Raw genomic sequence first — 21,575 nt, 5'->3', positions numbered from 1 at the left:
CTACGCGTTCATGCAGTCTGGGCTGTGGTTGGCACTTCCGACTCGAGATCTGCGAGGCGATACCCCGCCGAGTGAATCGTGTGTAGCAGAGGTCGCGCGAAGGGTTTGTCGATGACGCGCCGAAGGTTGTACAGATGCGAGCGCAAGGTGTCGGAGTCCGGCAGGGTATCGCCCCAGATTTCGCGCTCGATGTCGCGGCGACTCACCACGCGCGGCGATTCGCGCATCAGGATCGCGAGCAGCTTCAGGCCGATCGGCGAGACCGTGAGTTCCTGGCCTTCGCGGGTGAGGCGCAGCGTCGCCGTGTCGAGCGTCATGTCGCCCACATTGAGCACCTCGGTCGACACTTGGCGACGATCGCGGCGGATCAGTGCACGCAGGCGCGCCTCGAGTTCGCGCACTTCGAATGGCTTCACGAGGTAGTCGTCGGCACCGGCTTCGAGGCCGATGAGCTTGTCCTCCAGCGTGTCGCGCGCGGTCAGCATCAGCACTGGCGTGGATTTCTTGGCTTCCTTTCTCAGCTTGCGGCACAGCTCAAGTCCATCCAGACCCGGCAACATCAGATCCAGCACGATCACGTCGTAACTGTTCGATACCGCCAGATGCAGGCCGCTCACGCCGTCGGCGGCATAGTCAACCGAATAGCCGCGGCGTTCGAGAAACTCACCCACCATCTCGGCGATCTGGCGGTTGTCCTCGACCAGGAGAATCAGGCCTGCTTGCTCGTCATGTACGGTCATATCGTCCTCGCTCGATGCGGTTTCACATATGTGAAGACGATAACCGGCGGCGGGGTGATGGGGTCGTGAAAAGGATGCAACTGATCCGTCAAATGTTCAGCTGTCAATGAAGCAAGGGCTGCAGCTGTTTCCATACCGTATCGAGCACTTTCGGCTCACCCGCCGCGAGCGGATGCAGACCGTCCTCCTGCATCAATGAAGGATCAAGCGCCACGCCATCCAGCAGAAATGGAACCAGTGCCGTATGCCTGGACCGGGACAAGTCCGTGTAGACCGCGCGCAAACCATCGCGATACTGCGGGCCATAATTCACCGGCATCTCGATGCCGAGCAACAGCACACGCGCCTTGGCGTGTTGTGCGAGATCGATCATCGCTGCAAGGTTGTCGCGCAACGAGGGAAGCGACAAACCCTGCAGCCCATCGTTCGCTCCCAGTTCGATCACGACGACGGCCGGATGATATGTCTGCAGCAGCGCGGGCAGACGGTTGCGTCCGCTCAACGACGTTTCGCCGCTGATGCTGGCATTGACCGCGGTCCACTTCGGCACCATGTTTCCCAGACGCAAGTCCAGCAGGTATACCCACCCGGACTCCACCGATATGTTGTGCGCCGCCGAAAGCGAATCGCCCAGCACCAGCACGGTTTTCGGCGCCGCCGCCTGGGCCGTGCCGATGCCGCATAGAAATACCAACAACCAAAGGCATCGACGCATGAGCGATTCGTCCCATCCCATTCTTGAAGCCCGCGATGTTAGCAAGTCGGTCAGCGGTCCCGAGGGAAAGCTGGACATCCTGTGCGATGTGAGCCTGCGCATCATGCCGGGCGAAAGCTTTGCCATCGTCGGCGCTTCGGGTTCGGGCAAGACCACCCTGCTCGGCCTGCTCGCCGGGCTGGACACGCCCGACTCTGGCGACATACAGCTCGATGGTCACCGCTTGCAGCAACTGGACGAGGAAGCGCGTGCCGATGTGCGGCGGCGACTGGTCGGCTTCGTGTTCCAGTCGTTCCACTTGCTGCCCGCACTGACCGCCGAGGAAAACGTGATGCTGCCGCTGGAACTGGAAGGCAGCCCATCGGCGCGCGTGCGTGCGCGCGAAGCGCTCGAAGCAGTCGGTTTGACTGCGCGCCGCCGACACTATCCGGCGCAACTTTCTGGCGGCGAGCAGCAACGCGTGGCGATCGCGCGCGCGTTCGTGCATGCGCCGCGGGTCCTGTTCGCCGACGAGCCCACCGGCAATCTCGACCAGCGCACCGGCCACCATGTCTGCGATTTGCTGTTCGGCCTCAACCGCGATCACCACACCACACTGGTGCTGGTGACACACGATGCAACGCTCGCCGCGCGCTGTGACCGCGGCATCGAATTGCATGAAGGTCGCGTGCTTACGCCCGTGCAGGGAAACAACGCATGAGGCTGATGTTGCTGGCGCTGCGCAGCCTGCGTCGTGAATGGCATTTGCCGGAGCTGCGCACGCTGGCTGCGTCGCTGGTGCTGGCGGTGGTGGCGCTCGGTGTGGTCGCGACCCTGGCGACGCGGATCGAACGCGGCATGCTGGCGAGCGCAGCCGAATTGATCGGCGGAGACATCGGCATCTCTTCGCCGCAGGCATTGCCGCCCCCATTCGTCGATCAAGGTCGGCGACGCGGATTGAGCAGCACCGCCACCGCGAGTTTCCCCAGCGTCGCGTTCGCCCATCAGCAGAGCCAGCTGCTCGACGTGCAGGCGACCGACGCGAACTACCCGTTGCGTGGCACGCTGGAACTCGCCGATGCAGCCGGTCATTCCGTTGCTGCGCGCGCACCCGGCGTGGGCCACGTGTATCTCGATCACCGCGCGCTGGTCGCGTTGAATCTCAAAGTAGGCCAGCCGCTGCAACTGGGTGGACGTCCGCTGATCATCGCCGCCGAACTCGTGCGCGAACCCGATGGCGGCGAGCTGTTTGCACTCGCGCCGCGCGCGTTGATGAGCCTGGCCGATGCCGAACAGGCCGGCCTGCTCGGCACCGGCAGCCGCGCGCGTCATCGCCTGTTGCTGGCAGGCGAACCCACCGCTGTGCAGGGCTGGCGCAATTGGGCGCAAGCCACCACGTTGCCGCAAGGCGCAGAACTGATCACGCCGGAACAGACGCAGGAGCGCATGCGCACGGCGTTCGATCGCGCGAGCGCCTTTCTCCGACTCACTGCGTTGTTGTCGGCACTGCTCGCCGGTGTCGCGATTGCGCTCGCGGCGCAACGCTATGCGCGGCGCAAGACATCCGAAGTGGCCTTGCTGCGCGCGCTCGGTACATCGCGTCGCCGCGTGCTCGGTTTGTTGCTCGGCACGCTGGCTGCGCTCGCGATTCCTGCGGCTGGGCTTGGGCTGCTGATCGCGCTTGGCCTGTCGCAACTCGCGTGGATGTTCGCCAGCCAGTTGTTCGGCGGCGTGCCGACGGTGTTGCCGCTGGGTCCGTCGTTCGCGGCTGCGGCGATGGGCATTGCGGTGCTGGTCGGTTTCGCCCTGCCGCCGCTGGCGCGCCTTGCCGAGGTGCCGCCGGTCGCGGTGTTTCGCCAGAGCGTAACGCGCCGCGCGCGACGTTTCGATGTGCTGTACCTGATTCCGCTGCTGGTTGCGCTGGCGCTGATCTGGAGCCAGAGCAGTTCGCTCACGCTGGCCGGTATTCTTGCCGCGAGTCTTTTCGGCGTCGCGGTCATCGCCGCACTGCTCGCGGCATTGCTGCTGTGGTTGGCGCGTCGCGTCGCACCCGGCGCACACCCCGCATTGCGTCTTGGCCTTGCTGCGCTCGCGCGTCGGCGCACGTTGAGTTTGGTGCAGGCCACGGCGTTGAGCCTCGGCCTGTGCGCGCTGTTGCTTCTGGCGGTGGTCGCGCCATCGCTGTTGCAGGGTTGGCGACAGGAGTTGCCGGCAGATACGCCGAACTGGTTTGCGCTGAATCTGCAGGACGATCAACGCGCCGGCTTCGAGCACACGCTCGCGGCCATCGGCGGCAGCAAGCTCAACATGCTGCCGCTCGCGGTGGGCAAGCTCACTGCGATCAATGGGCAATCGATCGATCGCATGAAGTTCCAGGATGAGCGCGGCAAGGAATGGGCGGATCGTCAGTTGCGATTGTCGTGGGCCAGCGAACTGCCGCCGAGCAACCAGATCGTCGGCGGTCAATGGCAAGCTGCGCATCCGGCGCGCGCGGAAGTTTCGATCGACACGATGTGGCGCGACATCTTCGGCTTGAAGATCGGCGACACACTGCGTTTCGATGTCGGTGAAGGCAGCATCGATGCGCGCGTCGCCAGCATCCGCAAAGTCGACTGGAGTTCGTTCCGCGTCAACTTTTTCCTGCTGCTCGATCCCGATCACGCAAACGGTTTGCCGCACACCTGGCTGGCCAGTTTCTACGTGCCGCGCGGACATGCCGAACAGCTGGCGCAGTTGTCGCGTGGCTACAGCAACCTGAGTCTGGTCGACGTGGATTCGTTGCTCGATCGCGTGCGCGAAATCGTCGATCGCGTCGGCAATGCGGTGCGCTGGATTCTCGGTTTCAGTTTGCTCGCGGGTGCGCTGGTGCTTGCCGCCGCGCTGGCGGCCAGCGCCGCCGAACGACGACACGAAGCGGCGTTGCTGCGCACGCTGGGTGCGCGTCGATCACAGCTACGCGTGGCTGCCGCGTGCGAGTTCGCGCTGCTCGGACTGGTCGCCGGCCTGACCGCTGCAATCGGTGCGGCCGGCGCAGGTCTGTGGCTCGGCCACGCGGTGTTTCACATCGAAGGTTTCGTGCCGCCGCTGTTGCCGCTCGGGTTGGGCGCGCTGATCGCGGCAGCCGTCGTGATGTTGCTCGGCCTGGCGGGCACGCGCAGAATCATCCGCACACCGCCGATGCGCCTGCTGCGGGAAGAATGACGATGCCGCAACGCCACGGACTTGCTGCCCCGACGATGCACGATGCCATGGCGCCTGCCGATGCATAGCTTGTGGCCTCGCCTGAAGGCGGAATGGCTGCTCGTTCTGTTCGCGTTGCTCGCCATCGCGCTTGCGTTGTTCGACCCGCGACCGCTCACCGATTACCAGCGCTGGCTGCAACTGCCGACGCTCGCCGGCCTGACCGGATTGCTCATCGCAATCCAGGGCATTCGCGACAGCGGCATGGTGCAACATGCGGCGGCAGTCGTCGTTGCACGCGCGCATTCCGTGCGCAGCCTTGGACTTCTGTTGGTGGCGGCGACCGCGCTGCTGTCGATGGTGCTGACCAATGACGTGAGCCTGTTCCTGATCGTGCCGCTGACGCTGGCGATCGGTGCGATGTCGAACCTGCCAATCCTGCGCATGGTCGTGCTCGAACCGCTCGCGGTGAACGCCGGTTCCACGCTGAGTCCGATCGGCAATCCGCAAAACCTGCTGCTCTGGCAACACTCGGGACTGCCGCTGTTGCGTTTTGCGCTGGCCATGTTGCCAACGTCCGCGATCATGCTGGCGATGCTGGTGGTATTCACCTGGTGCTGGCTGCCGCGCGAGCGGATCACGCTGAGCCCGGAGGGCATCGACGGCAACGTGCATTCGCATCGGCTCGGCGTGGGCTCGATGCTCGCGCTGGTGGCGATGGTGCTGCTGATGGAATACGGCCACGCTGCGCTGGGCGCCATCGTCTTGCTCGCGTTCTTTGCGCTGCTCGCGCGCCAGAGTCTGATGCGAATCGACTGGCTGCTGTTGCTGACCTTCGCCGCGATCTTCCTCGGGCTCGGCCACTTCGCGGATCTGTCGCAGGTGCGACACGCGCTCGATCATTTCGATTTCAACCGGCCGCTGACGCTCTACCTTGCCGGCATCTTCGCCTCGCAAGTGATCAGCAATGTTCCGGCTACCGTGCTGTTGCTCGATCGTGCGCCCGATGCCGTTGCGCTGGCGATCGCGGTGAACGTCGGCGGTTTCGGCGTGGCGATCGGTTCACTCGCGAACCTGATCGCCTTGCGCCTGGCCGGGCAACCGCGCGGCATGCGATTGCTGCATCTGGTGTCGATACCGTTCCTGCTGATCTGCGCGCCACTGGTGTATCTGGTTTCCTGCTTTTTGTAGGAGCGCGCCATGCGCGCGATGGACTTCCAAAAGCATCGCGCACAAGGTGCGCTCCTACAAAGCGCGATCAGTCGTCGTCTTTGGGCAGGTTCACCTTGCCCTTGATGTTGGAGTGGTCGACGTCGCCGCTGCCCTTGGCGCCGAGGCTGAGATCGCCACCGACATCGCTCACGTTGAGATCGCCCGAGCCCAGCGTTTCGGCATGCACGCTGCCGCCCACCTGGCGCAACGTAACGTCACCCGAGCCGATGCTGCCAATGCGCGCGTCGCCGCGAACGCCGTTGCCCTTGAAGTCGCCCGAACCCACCGAGCCGACATTCAGGCTGCCGATATCGTTTGCGTCGATGTCGCCGGAACCCACGCTCACGTCGACCTTGCCCGGTATTTGCCGAACATGCAGATCGCCCGAGCCGACTGTGCCGGTCAATTGCTGCACGCCGCTGGCTTCCGCGTCACCGGAACCCACGTCCAGCGTCACCGGAAGATTCGCGGGAATCTGCATGTTGATGTCGAGATATGCGTACGAGTCACCACCGAAAAGGTGCCACGAGAAATGATTGTCGCCACCGATATCGATCAGCAGTTGATCGCCTTCACGACGCTGCGTGACCTGCAGGCTGTCCAACGCGGACTGATCGGAGGCGCACGCCTTGCCATTCAACGTGGCGCTGCTCGCGCTGCCGCCGATGAGATGAAGGTTGTGGCTGTGGACATCGACCTGCACGGCGCGCACGCCCGACAAATTGAGTTGCAGGTTGCGTGGCGCCTCGAATTTGCAGTGGTCGGCGGCAAAGGCAGCAGCGGGAGCGCACAGCAGTGCGGCGATGAGAAGACGGCGCATGGCGCATTTCCTGAAAGGTCGGTGCATCTAGGATGCCACCCGCGCCAAAAAGGTTGCATGGCCGCAGGAGCGGCGTCGCTCAGGGTTTGCGTTCGAGCGCCTTGACCCGCTGCCACAGCGCTTCCTGCTCGGCCAGCGTGTGTGCGGCAAACGGCTTGCCGTCATCGGCTGCCAGATTTTCCATCGCGCGAAAACGCCGCTCGAATTTGCGGTTCGCATGACGCAGGGACTGCGAAAAATCCACACCGGCATGCCGCGTGAGATTGACCAGCACGAACAGCATGTCGCCTATCTCGTCTTCCAGTCGTGCCGCATCGACGCCATCAGCGAACTCTGCCCGCACCTCGTCGAGTTCTTCGGCGAGCTTGGCCAGCACTGGCTGCGGATCAGTCCAGTCGAAACCGGTGACGGCCGCGCGCTGCTGCAATTTCAGTGCACGCTTCCACTCCGGCAAGCCTGTCGATACGCCAGCCAGCGCACTGTGATCGGGCACATGGCCTTTGGCATCGCGTTCGACGCGCTTGATGTCTTCCCACGCCTGCTTCTGCGCCGCCGCGTCGGCATAGCGAACGTCGGCGAAGACATGCGGATGGCGTCGGCGCATCTTGTCACCGATGCCTTGTGCCACATCGGCGAAGTCGAACAACCCTGCCTCTTTCGCCATCTGCGCATGAAACACGACCTGCAGCAGCAGATCGCCGAGTTCGTCCTGCAGATCGGTCCAGTCCTGGCGATCGATGGCGTCGGCCACCTCGTACGCTTCCTCGATGGTGTACGGCGCGATGGATGCGAAGTTCTGCTGCGCATCCCACGGGCATCCGCCATCGCGGTCGCGCAGTCGCGCCATGATCGCAAGCAGTTCGTCGAGTGGATGGCGAGCCGGGTCTGTCATGTTTCGTCGCGTTGCCGCGCTCAGAAACCGGCGGCTTTCAAACGCGATTTCCAGTCGATCGCGCGATCGCCAATGGCGATGAATTCCGGATTGAGCAACGATTCACCACGGTTGTAGCGAAACGGTTGTCCCTGCAAATCGAGCACGGCGCCGCCGGCTTCTTCCAACACGCACTGCGCGGCGGCAGTGTCCCATTCGCTGGTCGGGCCCAGCCGCAAGTAGACGTCCGCGCCACCACGCGCGATCAGGCAGAACTTCAGCGACGAACCCAATGGGACGCGTTCGTAACCTGTGCCGAGCAACGCTTCCAATGCGGTTTCCTGCGCAGTGCCGTGCGACCTGCTGCCGGCCAGCACTGGCGGCTGCGCGATCGATCGCGTGCGAACGGTTTGCCAGTCGGCGCCCGCTTCGCTTTGCAACCACGTGCCCTCGCCGAGCGCGGCCACATACAACTCGCCGGTGACCGGCGCCAGCACCACGCCGAGCACCGAACGCTGGGTGTCGATCAGCGCGATGTTCACGGTGAACTCGCCGTTGCGCTTGACGAACTCGCGCGTGCCGTCGAGTGGATCGACCAGCCAGTAACGCGACCATTGCCTGCGCTCGGACCACGCCAGCGCCTTGGCTTCTTCCGAGACGATCGGCAGCAGTGGATCGAGCTCGGAGAGGCCGGCCATGATCACGCGCTGCGCCGCAAGATCGGCCGCGGTCAAAGGCGAGGCGTCTTCCTTGGTCTGCACCGCGAAGTCGCCGCGATAGATGTCGAGGATCGCTTCGCCGGCCAAGCGCGCGATGTCACCGATGCGCTGCACGAATTTCGAAGGTGCACTCATGCGTTGAAACGTCCGGCGAGATATTCGCGCGCCATGAACAACGCCGCGATCGAGCGGCCTTCGGTCACGTCGTCGCGGCCGAGCAGCGTATGCAGTTCGGACATTTTCCACGGCACCACTTCGAGTTCTTCCGGCTCGTCGCCTTGCAGTCGTTCGGGATAGAGATCCCGCGCGATCACCACGTGTGCCATGTGCGTCATGTACGACGGCGACAGCGAAAGGTGATGCAGGATTTTCAATCGATGCGCGCCGTAGCCGATCTCTTCTTTCAGCTCGCGCTCGGCGCCCTGCTCCACCGTTTCGTCCTGATCGAGCCGACCTTTCGGCAGGCCCAGTTCGTAGCGGCCGACGCCGGCGCCGTATTCGCGGATCAGCAGCACGGTGTCGTCATCCAGCATCGGCACGATGATCACCGCGCCGAGCCCGCTGCCTTTCAGTCGCTCGTACGTGCGGCGTTCGCCGTTGGAAAATTCGAGATCGAGCTGCTCGACTTTCAGGAATCCGCTGTCGTGAACGTCGCGCGTCGCATGGATGATCGGAAGCTTTGGCATCCGTCGATTGTAGCTCAGCCTCGCGACACGACCGGCGCCGACCCCAGTTGCACACCCCGACCGGTCGCGATTGCCCAGATCAGCAGGCCGTAGACAATCGCGTGCAGGAACCCAAGCACGAGTCCCGATATGGCCACCATGTGCGCCATGTCGATGGCCCCTTCGTGATGCGGCAGGAAGGCCACGTAGAACCAGCTCGCGATGATCATCAGTACCAACTGCAGGATGGAGGCGATCAACAGAAGCATCGCCGCGCGCGACGCACGCGACCACAGCACGCACGCCACTACGATGCCGGCGATGGAAGCCAGAATGCCGAAAACATTGTTGGCCAGCCAGATCAGTGCTTGCGGGAAATCGCTCATGTCACGGTTGCTCCGGATTTTTGGAAAGGCGCAAACGCGAGAGCGCCTGCGCGTGGATGGATGGTGAACCGGCAAGCACGCTGCGCGTGTCGAGCGTCAGTGGCGCACCTTCGATATCGGTGAACACGCCGCCGGCTTCGCGCACGATCACCGCGAGCGCTGCGATGTCAAGGATGTTCACGTCCGACTCGATCACCAGATCGAGCGAGCCGCGCGCGAGCAGGTGGTAGTGGCAGAAATCGCCGTAGCCGCGAATGCGATTGCTGTCGCGGATCAGCGCGCCCAGCGCATCCCAGCGCGCATCGCCGGTCAGCGTCTTGATGTTGCCGGTGGAGATCGACGCGTCGCTCATCGCGGTGATGTCCGCGACCTGCACGCGCTCGCCGTCCATCCACGCACCTTCGCCGGCGCTTGCCCACATCGTCTCGCCGTAGATCGGCGCACTGGAAACGCCGAGCACGAGTTCGTCGCCATCCATCAATGCGATCTGGGTGGAGAAGAACGGCGTGCGCCGCACGAAACTCTTGGTGCCATCGAGCGGATCGACCAGCCACATCAACCCGCCACGTTCGCCTTCGAGGCCGAACTCCTCGCCGTAGATCGACGCCTGTGGCAAGGCCGTGCGCAGGATGTCGCGGATCGCCTGTTCGGCTTCGCGATCGGCCACGGTCACCGGCGTCGCGTCGGGTTTCAATTCGGTCACTACGCCGCGTTGCCAGTAATGGCGAATGATATCGGCCGCGGCCGAAGCGGCGTCGCGTGCGGCAGCGAGTGCACGTGATGAAATATCGGGTGTCATGGTTGTCCTTTGACGCGACGGCCGCTGGAAGTTGAAGCGCCATCGGCAAGACCACCGTTGCGCTGAATGTGGATGCGGCCTTCGCTGTCTGGATGGCCGAACTGCGCCAGCCATCGATGCAACGCTGCATCGGGCCGTCGCTCGCGTAGTGTGGCGTCCAGTCGCCAGCCGAGTGGAATCACCTGCAGATTACCTTTCGCTTCCAGCGGACCGGTTCCGTCGTCATGCAATTGCACCTGAACGATGCCGCCTTGCGCGGTGGCTTGACCGTCAAGCACACCCAGCGGCACGAGCCCATCGCTGGTCAGCAACGCTGCATCATGCCAGTGCATCGCGGCCTGCAATTCCAGCGGCCAGCCGCCTTGCAGCAAGGCATGATCGAGCGTGATTTGCATCGCGCCACGCGGTTCGCCAAAGCTCGACGGCTTGCGCTGATCCGCGTTGTCGAGCGTGGCATGCAGGCTCGCCGCATCGAGTTGGATCTGGTCCGCCGAAACCCGCTGCATCGTCGCGGAAAAACCCAAGCGCGGTCCTTCGAGTTTCATCTGTCCGCGCACTTTCCCAAGCAAAGCGAGCCGCGAGAGTTGCCAATCCAGCCGGCCCATGGATCGGCCGTCCGCCTGCACCACGTTCGCCACGCTGCCGTTCCACACCGAACCCTGCACCTGTTCGAGACGCACGCCTTGCAGACGCGACTCGATGCTCGGCACCAGCCATCGCGCCGGCAAAAACCATACGAGCAGCAAGGCGGCCAGCACGAGCACGCCGAATCCGATCAGGGCTTTTCGAAAGTAGCTCAATCGCGTATCTCTTTCCGGTGATCGACGGGCTTGAGCGCCCATCGCGCAACGCCGATGATAGCCGGATGACTCACACCGCAAGCGGCAACGCCGCACTCGCCGCGCGCGACCTGAAACATCTCTGGCATCCGTGCACGCAGATGCACGATCACGATCCCGCTGGCGCAATGCAGGTGCCGATGGTGCCGATCGTACGCGGCGAGGGCGTCTGGCTGATCGATGCGGATGGAAAGCGCTATCTCGACGGCATCAGTTCGTGGTGGACCAATCTGTTCGGGCACGCCAACCCGCGCATTGCCGCCGCGCTTGCCGATCAGGCGCAGCAACTTGAGCACGTCATCTTTGCCGGCTTCACGCACGAACCCGCCGTCGCGCTGGCCGAGGAACTCGTGCGTGTCACGCCTGCCGGGCTCGATCGCGTGTTCTATGCGGACAACGGATCTGCGGCGATCGAAGTCGCGCTGAAAATGAGCTTCCATTACTGGCTCAACCAGGGCCACGGCGAAAAAACACGCTTCATCGCCTTGACCGGCAGCTATCACGGCGAAACGCTCGGCGCGCTGTCAGTCAGCGACGTGGCGCTGTATCGCAAGACGTATGCGCCGCTGCTGCTCACGCCCTTCCTCGCGCCATCGCCGGATGCCTACGAAGGCGAATCCGGCGAGTCGCCCGAACAGACGGCCAAACGCCGGCTCGTCGACATGCGGCGATTGCTCGAGAAACACGCGCACGAAACCTGCGCGGTGATCGTCGAGCCGCTGGTGCAATGCGCCGGCGGCATGCGCATGTACGACCCGATCTATCTGCGCGGACTGCGTGCGCTGTGCGACGAATTCGCGGTGCATTTCATCGCCGACGAAATAGCGGTCGGGTTCGGTCGCACCGGTACGTTGTTTGGCTGCCAACAGGCTGACGTGTCGCCTGATTTCATGTGCCTTTCGAAAGGCCTCACCGGCGGTTTTCTGCCGTTGTCCGCGGTGCTCACCACGCAGGCCATCTACGAAGCGTTCTATGCCGAATACAGCGCGGGCAAGGCGTTCCTGCATTCACACAGCTACACCGGCAATCCACTCGCCTGCCGCGTGGCGCTGGAAACGCTGGCGATCTTCCGCGACGAGCCGGTGCTCGAACGCAACCGCGAATTGAGCGCATATCTCGCGCGAAGGCTGGCACCACTGCGCGATCATCCGAACGTTGCCGATGTGCGGCAAACCGGCATGATTGCCGCCGTCGAACTGGTGGCGGACAAGGCAAGCCGGCGCAACTTTCCGCCATCGGACCGGCGTGGCATGCGCGTCTATCTGCATGGCCTGAAACTCGGTGTGCTGCTTCGCCCGCTGGGCGACGTGATTTATTTTATGCCGCCGTATGTCGTGACCGCGCGGGAAATCGACTTGCTGGTCGAGACCGCCATCGCAGGCATCGAACTCGCAGTCGCTGGATGAAACTCACTGAGTGCCTCGAGTGAAGTCACTCGGTTATGCTGACTTTTTGATTGACGAAAACTCATGCGACAGATACGTATCCACGTCGAATCCGCGCTCGAGCCAGGCACCGAATGTGCGCTGCCGACGCAGGCCGCGGAACACGTCGGCCGCGTATTGCGGCTGGTTGCCGGCGATCCGCTTACGCTGTTCAACGGCGATGGTCATGATTACGCAGCGACCATCCTCACGATCGATAAACGCAAGGTCGTCGTGCAGGTACAATCGAAACAGCGAATCGAAAACGAATCGCCGTTGCGGCTCACGCTGGTGCAGGGCATCGCTCGCGGCGAGAAGATGGACCTGATTGTGCAGAAGGCGACCGAACTCGGCGTAACGCGCATCGTGCCGCTGCTGACCGAACGCTCCGAGGTAAGGCTGGATGCTGCGCGCGCCGAGAAACGTCTGGCTCACTGGCGTGCCGTGGCAGCCAGCGCATGCGAACAAAGCGGCCGCGCGCGAATGCCCGAGATTCTTGCGACGCAGACGTTGTCGAACTGGGTGGCGGGGCTCGCAGAAGACGGCGCATTACGCCTGGCGTTGCTGCCGGATGCCGCGCACTCGTCGCGCGACCTGCGATTCACGCAAGCGGGTGGGCTGCTGGTGGTGGGGCCCGAAGGCGGGCTCGGCGAACGCGATATCGAGTTGCTGGAAAATGCGGGCTTCGAAGGCTTGCGCCTGGGTCCGCGCATTCTGCGCACGGAAACCGCGGGGCTCGCCGCGCTCGCATCGTTGCAGGCGTTGCACGGCGACGGCTAGATATCGAATGCGACTGATGCCGCTGAATCGACCGCAGCGCGACATGCACCGATCGCAAACGATCAGTCCGAACTGTCGGTCGGCTCCGATGACTCATCGGTCTCTGCGGTTTCCTTCTCCGCATCCGCATCGCCGAGTAAATCGAGCAACTCGGTTTCAATCCATTCCAGATCCGGAATCATCGCCACGTCGTCGCGCACCAGCACCTGCGCGCGCACACCTGCAGGCAACGGCGTGCCGTCGTGGGTCGGAATGATCAGCTCGGCATTCAATGTCGCCAGGCGCGGAAAGCCCTGCGTGAGCACGGCAATGAAAGGCATCGCAGGATTGCCGCCCAGCGCCTTGAGCACGGCAACGCGCACGCTCAGGTCAGTATCGCCGGCTTCGGTGCCGGCCAGCTGCGTGAATGACACGAGCGGCACGCGCCAGCCACGCCAGGAGATGCGGCCGAGCAACCAGTCGGGTGCATTCGCAACAGGTTCGGGCGTGCTTTGCGTGACGACTTCGGCGATGGTCGCGTTGGGTAGCAGCAGACGCAGGTTGCCGACGGGCACGAGCACGCAACGGATTTCACGCGGCAGCGGATGGTCACTCATGGAAACACCTCGAGCAGGTGCGCCGCGAGTTCGCGCGGCGTACCGGAATAACTGACAAGTCGTTCGGCGAAAATGCCACTGACCATATCGGCGAAATGCTCGCCGGACGACGACTCCACCCAGACCTGTCCACCACGGTCGTGAATGGCTTGCGACCCGGCCACTGCGTCGTTGGCGCGACCGGCAAACACAATGGCCAGAGCGTCGCGACCGAACGCGTTTGCCGCCATCGAAAAACTCGCATCGATGGACGGCCCGGCATCGCCGGCCTGCACTTCGATGCTGCCATCACGGCGCAACAGCACCTGACCGGAGTCGGGCGCCAACAGCACTTCACCGGCGCGAGCGCGGCCGGCGTGTTCTGCCACGCGAACCGGCAAGGCGCTGCGCGCGGAAAGTTTGGCCATCTGTTCGAACAACGGTTCTGTCGACAGACGTTGCGTGTGCAGGAATGTCAGCCGGCTGTTATTCGGCACGGCAGCCAGGAACTCGCACACCGAATCGATGCCATCGACCGTGGCGCCCAGCACGACGATCCGAGTCAGCGCACTGCTGCCGCTGTCGTCCAGATGCATCTCGCTGACGTGCTCGTATGCCTTTGGCGCAATGGCTTCTTCCATGGAGACGAGCTCGAAGCTCATCAACGGCTCGAAGCCTTTCGCCATCGGCTCGCTTTCGGGCGCAAGGAAATCGGCCGCGCTCACCTTTTCGATGCCGAACGTCGCTGCGTTGGAATTTTCAGTCGTGGCGGCCGGTTGGGCAGCGTCATCGAAAAGTGCCCAGCTGTCCGGTGCCTTGACCGGAGCAGCAGCTGCGGCATCGGCGACCAAAGGAGCTGCAACGGTCGTCGGCTGCGTGGCCTGACCTTCGTCGATCGGCGCGAGGTGCAGATGATCGAGTTCGAAGACCGGCGGCGTCACGCTGGCCTGCACGGCTGTCGGCTCGATGGTTGTCGAGTGGCTGAAATCATCGGATGCATCCAGCGGCAACGCATCGAGCGCAGTCGCGGGCGCGCCAAAATTTCCGTCGTGCAGCGGCGGCGGCGCTTCGTCTTCGCTGAAACGCAAACCGGAGCCCGTGGTTTCTTCGTCTGCGTCGGCGAGATCGCCCGACGCGAGCAGCGCTTCCAGTTCCGCCGCCAGATTTTCGGATTCGGCCGCGGCTTGTTGTTCGTGTAGTTCGTCGGTTGGGTGCGGTGAAAGATCGGCCTCGAATGCCGGCGGCACGGATTCCGGATTCACGTGCACAACCGTTACGTCCGCTGGATACGCAGCATCGACGACTTTTTCGGTTGGCTCCGACACGTCGAGCATCGGCGCGTTTTCCGGTCGCGGTGGATCGACATCGCCAGCCTCCAGCACCTTGACCGCAAGATGTCGTGCCCAGCGCGCGTGATCCCAGCCGATCAATTTGCGGCTGGCCTGCGCATCGTTGAAAACGACACGCGGACGATCGCCGTCGATCACGTCGTAGAGTTGGTCGAGCGCGTCGTCCGCGGCATCGTCCAGGTTCACTACCAACACATCCGCGCCGCACTGCTGCAACAGCTCGCGGCTCAGACTGGAGACGCCGCCTTCGTGCACGATGCGTGCGCCGCGCTCAAGCAGCGCTTCGCGAAGTTGCCCGGCCAGCTCGGTATCGTCGAACAACAGCGCGACCGCCGGTGCCGCGTGGGTCATGGTTCGGCTCCGACGCGCTGCTCGAGCACCTCGCTGATCTGCACCAGCAGTTCCGCTTCCTGATAGGGCTTGCCGAGATAACGATCGACACCGATGTTGAACGCGCGCTGGCGATGTTTGTCGCCGCTGCGAGAGGTGATCATGATGATCGGCACATCGCGCAATCGCGGATCGGCTTTCATGTGCGTCGCCAGTTCGTAGCCGTCCATGCGCGGCATCTCGATATCCAGCAGCATCAGATCCGGCACGCGCTCATGCAATTTCTCGATCGCGTCGATACCGTCTTTCGCCGTGCTGACTTCGTACTCGTGACGTTCCAGCACGCGGCTGGTGACCTTGCGCATGGTGATCGAATCATCCACCACCATGACCAGCGGCCGGATGCGGACTTCCTCGATGATCGGCGCCTGCACTGCGCTGAGTCCGTCGACCAGACGCTGCTGGCGACGCGTGATGCCGTGGCGAACCAGCGGCGCGAGGTCGAGAATGATCAGCACCGAACCGTCGCCCATGATCGTCGCGCCGAGCAGGCCGGGCACCGAGCTGATCTGCGGGCCCACCGACTTGACCACGATTTCGCGCGAGCCGAGCACCGCGTCGATGCGGATCGCCGCACGAAGATCACCGGCGCGCGTCAGCAACAGCGGCTGCTGTTCGCCTTCCGCCGGAAGCCCGGGCGGCAGACCCAGCAACTCGGCCAGATCGTGGATGCCGAAGTCCTCGCTGCCGTAGACAAACGACGGTTCGTCCTCGGCCATCATCGTGGCGAGGTCATCCGGATTGACGCGGGCGACGCCCTGCACCGAGGTCATCGGAATCGCGAAGGTCGCTTCGCCGATACGCACCAGGATGGCTTGCGTCACGGCGAGGGTGAATGGCAGGCGCAACACGAACGTGCTGCCCTTGCCTTCGTCCGATTCGATCGACAGCGAACCGCCGAGCTGCTTGATCTCGTTGGCGACCACGTCCATGCCGACGCCACGGCCGGCCAGCTGGGTAATCTTGCCGGCGGTGGAGAAGCCCGGCTGGGTGATCAGCGACAGCAGCTGGTTGTCGGTCGGCTTGATGTCGGCGCGCAGCAGGCCGCGTTCGATGCCGCGCTTGCGAATCGCCGCGCGATCAAGACCGCGACCATCGTCGCTGACCCGGATCACCACCTCGGTGGCTTCGCGGGCCACGCGGATGTGCACCGAACCTTCCGCCGGCTTGCCCGCCTTGCGGCGTTCCGCCGGGCTTTCGATGCCGTGCGCGATCGCATTGCGCAGCATGTGTTCGAACGGCGCCTTGATGCGGTCGAGCAGGTTGCGATCCATTTCGCCGTGCGCACCGTCCACGTACAACTGCGCGCTCTTGCCTTGCTCCTGCGCTGCCTGACGCAAGGTGCGGCGAAGGTTCGGCACCATCGTGTCGAACGGCAGCATGCGCGTTCGCAGCAGGCCGTCCTGCAGTTCGGTACTGACCCGCGACTGCTGGATCAGCAGCGTTTCCGCCTGACGGGTGAGTTCGTCGAGCATGTTCTGGATCGACACCAGATCGGATACCGACTCGGCCAGCGCGCGCGAATACTGTTGCAGCTGCGAGTAACGATCGAGCTCGAGCGGATCGAACGTGGTGAGGCCCGCTTCGCGATGCTCGCGCTGGAAGCGCGCGATGATCTGCGCCTCGGTTTCGATTTCCAGCATGCGCAACTGGCTGCGCAGACGGGCGACGGTCTGTTCGAGTTCGACCAGGTTGAAACGATAGCCGGCCACCTGTTGTTCGAGGCGCGAACGGTAGATCGCCACTTCGCCGGCGTGGTTGACCAGGCTGTCGAGCAGGTCGGCGCGAACGCGGATCTGTTCCTGCGACGAGCGGACTTCTTCTTCCGCTTCGGGCAGCAATTCGGGCAACTCGAGTCCCGCAGTCGATGCCGGTGCGGCCGGGATCGGCGCCGGCTTGGAGGCCTTGAGCTCGGGCATGGCGACGGCCGCCAGCATCGCATCGTCGGCCAGGTTTTTTTCGCCCGCGAGCGCGAGCAGGTGATCGATCGTGGCCTGCGGATATTCCGTGGCCTGGCCTTGCGACACCTTCAGCACCAGCGAATGCAGTTGATCGAAGCTGCCTTCCAGCGCGGTGATCAGAGCGCCCGCCCTGCCTTCGTCGCGTATGGGTTTTTCGAGCAGGGTTTCGATCGCGTGGGTGAGATCGCCCACCGGCGCCAGGCCGGCAATGCGTGCGCCACCCTTGAGCGTATGCAGGTCGCGCTGCAGCTCGGCCACATAGGCGAGATGCATCGGTTCGGCATGCCACTGCGCCACCACGCCATCGGCGTGATCGAGGATTTCGCGTGCCTCGTCGATGAAGACTTCCAGCAGATCGGCATCGATGTGGCCCGCGCCGGCGAATGCACCGGCGTGTTCTTCCACAACTTCCGTCTCGGTGTTGGTATCGGCGTCATCGTTGTTGTCGACATCGCGCGAGTCGGACTGGGCGACGGCGTCCGCAGCTTCTTTTTCGGCGGCCGCCTGTGCCAAGGCGATCTTTTCGGCGGCGTCCTGCTCTGCCGCAGCTCGTTCCGCTTCGACCTGCTGCTGCGCTGCATGTTCTGCTGCAACACGTTCTGCTTCTGCCTGTTCCTCGGCTGCACGCTCGACCGCGGCTTTCTCCGCCGCAGCTTTTTCAGCGGCTGCCTGTTCCGCGGCGAGTTGCTCCGCGGCCTCTTTCTCGGCAGCCGCTTGTGCGGCTTGCGCCGCGGACTGTTCGGCAGCGAGGCGTTCGGCGGCAGCGAGTTCTTCGGATTCCTTGAGCGCAGCGGCCTCGACAAGTGCCGCGCGTTCCGCAGCCTGCTCGACGGCGAGCTTTTCGGCGGCTGCCTTTTCGGTTGCTTCTCTTTCGGCGGCTGCCACGCCGGGTTCGAATGCGTCCAGCGCCGCCACGAGTTCGGCAGCGACGGCATCGTGACGCGCTTCGTCGGGATGCGCGGGCTTTGAGGGTTGCTGATCTTCGGCGTGCGTGGAAGCGTGTGCATCCGCGTCGTCCGAATGCGCGACACCCGCTTCGGCGATGCTGGCATCCAGCAACGCGCCGATGTCGGCATCATGCGTTTCTGCATGATCCGCAGCGGCGTCGGATTCCGGCATTTCGTCGTCCGCGTGCGGTTCGAATACCACGTGCGCGACCTGCGATTCGGGGTAACGATCGCGCATCTCGACGATGTGAGCGGTCAGTTCGTCCGCGTTCGGTAGTTGCGGCGTAGCGACATCGAACTGGCCCATCACGTGATCGACCATGTCCGCCGCCTGACCCAGCAGGCGAACACCCTCGGACGGCAACGCCAGGTTCGACGCACGCAGGCGCTTGAACAAACCTTCGAGCGGCGAGAGCAGTTGCGTGAGCAGCGGGATGTCGACCATCGCGATGGCGCCATGCAAGGTGTGCACCGCGCGCAGCAGGTCTTCTCCGATCGGCAGCTCCGCATCGCTGCGCTGGATGGCAGCGCGGATGGTCTGCAGATACTGCGCCACTTCGCTGCGCAGGATTTCCAGCAACACCGGATCGACCGACGGCATGACCGCAATCATCTCGTGTGCAGCGGCCGGCTCGTGTTCGGCGGATACCGCGCTGGCGTCGGTGAGTGTGGCTTCCGGCACCGCTTCTGCCAGTGGATTCGTGCGCGGAATGCGGCGACGCACGACACGACGCACCATTTCGGTAGCGGACGACATGTGTTCTTCCACACGCGCCGGCTGGCCGGCGCTGACCTGTTCGGCCGTGCGCATGATCGCGCTGAGCGGCGCGGTCGGCGCGCCCTCGCCCTTGAGCGCGGCGAGCAATTGCGGCAACACATCGATGGCGTGACGCACAACGGCCTGGACGTTTTCGTCCGGCTGGATCGAATTGTCCAGCACACGGTTGAGCATGTCCTCGACTTTCCAAGCGAATTCGCCGAGCACGCCGGCGCCAACCAGACGGCCGGAACCTTTCAGCGTGTGGAACGAGCGGCGGATGCTGATCAGCGACGAATGCTGCGCAGGGTCGGCCAGCCAGATGCCTTCGGCATTGCGCAGGTTATCGATTTCTTCCTGCATTTCTTCCAGGAAGATTTCGCGGATGTCGTCATCGATGCCTTCGGCGTCGGCGTTGAAACCGGTGTTGCCCGACAGCGCATCGCGCGCCGGCATTTCCTCGAAGACTTCTTCCTCGATCTCGATCCAGTCGTCCTGATCGTTGGACGCGCTGCCTTCGAACATCGACGGCGCGATGGTTTCGGTCTGCGCGAGGCGCATGCCGTCCAGGTTGTGCACGTGTTCCGCAGGCGACTTTGCTTCGCCGATGAACAAGCTGCCGAGGTCGTCGCCGGGCAACATGCTGACCGACTCGGAGAGTTCGGGATGCTGCTCGTGTTCCAGATCGCCGGGCACCGACACGGCTTCCGTCACCGGCGCTTCCGGCAGTACGCGTTCCGGCGGCAGCGGCCAGTAACCGAGCAGACCGAGGCTGTGTTCGGCCACGTCGAGAATGTGTTCGAGTCCGCCGCGATGTTCACGCGCGGCTTCGAGGTAATACTCCAGCGCCGCAAGTGCGTCGGCCAGATGATCCATCTGCACGCCGGTCGGCACGCGGTGGTCGCCAAGCAATTCGTTGTTGATGAAGCGACCGACGCCTTCGGCCAGTTCGGCCGGGCGCGGCGAAGACATCATGCGCAGCGCGCCAGATACTTCGTTCATCAGAGTTGGCGCACCGGCGAGACGCCGATGCTCCCAGCCCGATTCCATGAACGCCACGATGGCGTCCTTGACCTTGCCGGTGTTGCCGATCGCTTCGTGCATCAGCGTGGTGACCACACCGAGCGCTTCGCTGCGCGGCAGGCCGTGCATCGAATCGTCCGCGACCTGATCGCCTTCGGATCCGAGGCTTTCGATGTGATCGTCCAGCGATGCTTCGACGTAGAGCAGCGCGCCGGCGACATCCAGCAGCGTGTCCTCATCGGCCGGACGCATGCGGCTGGCAATTTCATCGAGCACGCGACGCTGTTCGTTGACCACGCGGCGCGGCACGTTGAGCGCCAGCATACCGAGCGTATCTCCGACGCGTTCGAGCACTTCACCTTGCGTGGCGAGTTGCGCGGGGTTGCCGTCCTGCTGACGCAGGAACAGATCGAGTGCTTCCTTGACGCGCAACAGGTCGTCTTTCAACGCGCGCGATACCGAATCCAGCAGCGCACGGTTGTGGCCGGCCATCGAGCCGCGGGCGTGTTCCAGCTCGCCGGCGTCGGGAAGAAGCGTGTCCAGAAGATAGGTTGTGCGCAGCAGTTCCATCTGCGGGCTGCGCTGTTTGGCTTCGGCCACGATATAGAGAAGTTTGGAAGCCACTTCACTGGCTTCGCCGCCTCGCAGGCTGTCTTCGCCCTGCTCGATCAACAGGCGGATATGCCGATCGACCTTGCCGACGAGCTGACGCACTTCACCGGCCTGGCCTTTGAGCATGCCCTGCTCGAGACCTTCAAGCACACCGGCGGTGATCCACCACAGGCGACGACCGTGCACGTGATAGCAGCGCGCGCAGATGGCGAGCAACGTCTTGCGCATGCCGACGAGTTGCTGCGAAGGATTCTGGCCACGGAACCACGCCAGCAACTGTTGCTGGAAATGCAGGCGCAGGTCGAGCAACTCACCGCGATGCGCTTCGGCATACGCTTCGCTCATCGCCGCAGGCGCCTGCTCGGGCAGGAAGGCGTCGAGGTTGGGATGGAACATTGCCGATTCGGGCAGCGGCGGCTGCTCGCGACTCGCGCGCAGATCGTTGAGCAATGGCAGCAATACCACCGGCACGTCGCGATGGCCGCTGGACAGACGCTCGAGGTAATCGGGCAGTTGCATAAGCCCGCGCATCAAGGCCGCGTAGGCCTCTTCGCGGTAAGTGATCTGCTCGTCGAGCAATGCCGTGGAAAGTGTCTCCATCTCGGCGGTGACCATGGCTGCGCCATACAGCTCGACCATCCGCAAGGTGCCATGCACTTGATGCAGGCGCGTCGCGCACTCCTTCATGGCCGTGCGGTTGCCGGGATTTTCGACGTAGGACTCCAACGCCTCGCGGGCAATCGACAGTGTTTCGTCGAGCTCCGGCTTGACCCATTGCAGCGTGGTGAAATCGATGTGGTCTTGAAGTCTCATGCGCCTCTCTCAGTGGCTG

The 21,575-nt window shown here is 63.8% G+C and carries 17 protein-coding genes; 5 read left to right on the top strand and 12 right to left on the bottom strand.

Annotated elements, in window-relative coordinates; genetic code table 11:
- Positions 1-8: 8 nt before the first annotated feature.
- On the bottom strand, positions 9-740 hold the full coding sequence (locus tag GSQ73_RS16485; RefSeq protein WP_158885920.1) for a response regulator transcription factor: 732 nt from the start codon (positions 738-740) through the stop codon (positions 9-11).
- Between the two features lie 103 nt (positions 741-843).
- Positions 844-1,455, bottom strand: coding sequence for an arylesterase (locus GSQ73_RS16480; protein ID WP_158885918.1), 612 nt, complete (start codon positions 1,453-1,455; stop codon positions 844-846).
- On the opposite strand from GSQ73_RS16480, the gene GSQ73_RS16475 reads away from it, so the two are divergent.
- Genes GSQ73_RS16475 through GSQ73_RS16465 form a run of 3 tightly spaced genes read left to right on the top strand, consistent with a single transcriptional unit; the run spans position 1,454 to position 5,805 of the window.
- Positions 1,454-2,155 (top strand): ATP-binding cassette domain-containing protein, encoded by a 702-nt coding sequence (locus tag GSQ73_RS16475; RefSeq protein WP_158885915.1) that lies wholly within the window; start codon positions 1,454-1,456, stop codon positions 2,153-2,155. The genes GSQ73_RS16480 and GSQ73_RS16475 overlap by 2 nt on opposite strands.
- The gene (locus GSQ73_RS16470; RefSeq protein WP_158885913.1) at positions 2,152-4,635 is read left to right on the top strand and encodes an FtsX-like permease family protein; all 2,484 of its coding nucleotides are present in this window, start codon (positions 2,152-2,154) and stop codon (positions 4,633-4,635) included. Before GSQ73_RS16475 ends, GSQ73_RS16470 begins: the two co-directional genes overlap by 4 nt.
- Before the next feature lie 60 nt (positions 4,636-4,695).
- The gene (locus GSQ73_RS16465; protein WP_158885911.1) at positions 4,696-5,805 is read left to right on the top strand and encodes an SLC13 family permease; all 1,110 of its coding nucleotides are present in this window, start codon (positions 4,696-4,698) and stop codon (positions 5,803-5,805) included.
- 67 nt (positions 5,806-5,872) lie between these two features.
- On the opposite strand, the gene GSQ73_RS16460 is transcribed toward GSQ73_RS16465, so the two are convergent.
- The 7 genes from GSQ73_RS16460 to GSQ73_RS16430 all read right to left on the bottom strand — a co-directional run bounded on the left by GSQ73_RS16460 (position 5,873) and on the right by GSQ73_RS16430 (position 10,886).
- Positions 5,873-6,646 carry a hypothetical protein gene (locus GSQ73_RS16460; RefSeq protein WP_158885909.1) on the bottom strand — a complete coding sequence of 258 codons (774 nt, stop codon included), beginning with the start codon at positions 6,644-6,646 and terminating at the stop codon, positions 5,873-5,875.
- A gap of 79 nt (positions 6,647-6,725) precedes the next feature.
- Positions 6,726-7,538: a nucleoside triphosphate pyrophosphohydrolase gene (gene mazG / locus GSQ73_RS16455; RefSeq protein WP_158885907.1), complete on the bottom strand. Its 813-nt coding sequence runs from the start codon at positions 7,536-7,538 to the stop codon at positions 6,726-6,728.
- 20 nt (positions 7,539-7,558) lie between these two features.
- Complete coding sequence (gene cysQ / locus GSQ73_RS16450; protein ID WP_158885905.1) at positions 7,559-8,371, bottom strand: 3'(2'),5'-bisphosphate nucleotidase CysQ; 813 nt, start codon at positions 8,369-8,371, stop codon at positions 7,559-7,561.
- Entirely contained in the window at positions 8,368-8,922 is a 555-nt protein-coding gene (gene nudE / locus GSQ73_RS16445) for an ADP compounds hydrolase NudE (protein ID WP_158885903.1), read from the bottom strand. Before nudE ends, cysQ begins: the two co-directional genes overlap by 4 nt.
- Before the next feature lie 14 nt (positions 8,923-8,936).
- Complete coding sequence (locus tag GSQ73_RS16440; protein WP_158885901.1) at positions 8,937-9,287, bottom strand: hypothetical protein; 351 nt, start codon at positions 9,285-9,287, stop codon at positions 8,937-8,939.
- Position 9,288: 1 nt separating this feature from the next.
- The gene (locus tag GSQ73_RS16435) at positions 9,289-10,086 is read right to left on the bottom strand and encodes an inositol monophosphatase family protein (RefSeq protein ID WP_158885899.1); all 798 of its coding nucleotides are present in this window, start codon (positions 10,084-10,086) and stop codon (positions 9,289-9,291) included.
- Positions 10,083-10,886 carry a type II secretion system protein N gene (locus GSQ73_RS16430; RefSeq protein ID WP_158885897.1) on the bottom strand — a complete coding sequence of 268 codons (804 nt, stop codon included), beginning with the start codon at positions 10,884-10,886 and terminating at the stop codon, positions 10,083-10,085. Before GSQ73_RS16430 ends, GSQ73_RS16435 begins: the two co-directional genes overlap by 4 nt.
- Positions 10,887-10,951: 65 nt before the next feature.
- Here GSQ73_RS16430 and GSQ73_RS16425 point away from each other — a divergent pair, with 65 nt between their 5' ends.
- Both GSQ73_RS16425 and GSQ73_RS16420 read left to right on the top strand, forming a co-directional pair.
- On the top strand, positions 10,952-12,331 hold the full coding sequence (locus GSQ73_RS16425) for an adenosylmethionine--8-amino-7-oxononanoate transaminase (protein WP_158885895.1): 1,380 nt from the start codon (positions 10,952-10,954) through the stop codon (positions 12,329-12,331).
- A 63-nt stretch (positions 12,332-12,394) separates the two neighbouring features.
- Positions 12,395-13,129 carry a 16S rRNA (uracil(1498)-N(3))-methyltransferase gene (locus tag GSQ73_RS16420; protein ID WP_158885893.1) on the top strand — a complete coding sequence of 245 codons (735 nt, stop codon included), beginning with the start codon at positions 12,395-12,397 and terminating at the stop codon, positions 13,127-13,129.
- A gap of 62 nt (positions 13,130-13,191) precedes the next feature.
- On the opposite strand, the gene GSQ73_RS16415 is transcribed toward GSQ73_RS16420, so the two are convergent.
- The 3 genes from GSQ73_RS16415 to GSQ73_RS16405 are packed head-to-tail and all read right to left on the bottom strand — an operon-like array spanning position 13,192 to position 21,556.
- Positions 13,192-13,725, bottom strand: coding sequence for a chemotaxis protein CheW (locus GSQ73_RS16415; RefSeq protein WP_158885891.1), 534 nt, complete (start codon positions 13,723-13,725; stop codon positions 13,192-13,194).
- A complete protein-coding gene (locus GSQ73_RS16410; protein ID WP_158885889.1) occupies positions 13,722-15,404 on the bottom strand; it encodes a chemotaxis protein CheB in 1,683 nt (560 codons plus the stop codon). Before GSQ73_RS16410 ends, GSQ73_RS16415 begins: the two co-directional genes overlap by 4 nt.
- Entirely contained in the window at positions 15,401-21,556 is a 6,156-nt protein-coding gene (locus tag GSQ73_RS16405) for an Hpt domain-containing protein (protein ID WP_158885887.1), read from the bottom strand. Before GSQ73_RS16405 ends, GSQ73_RS16410 begins: the two co-directional genes overlap by 4 nt.
- Positions 21,557-21,575: the final 19 nt, after the last annotated feature.

It is taken from the genome of Rhodanobacter sp. L36, assembly GCF_009765755.1.
Classification (GTDB): Bacteria; Pseudomonadota; Gammaproteobacteria; order Xanthomonadales; family Rhodanobacteraceae; genus Rhodanobacter.
This window is presented reverse-complemented; position numbering and strand designations above follow the sequence as displayed.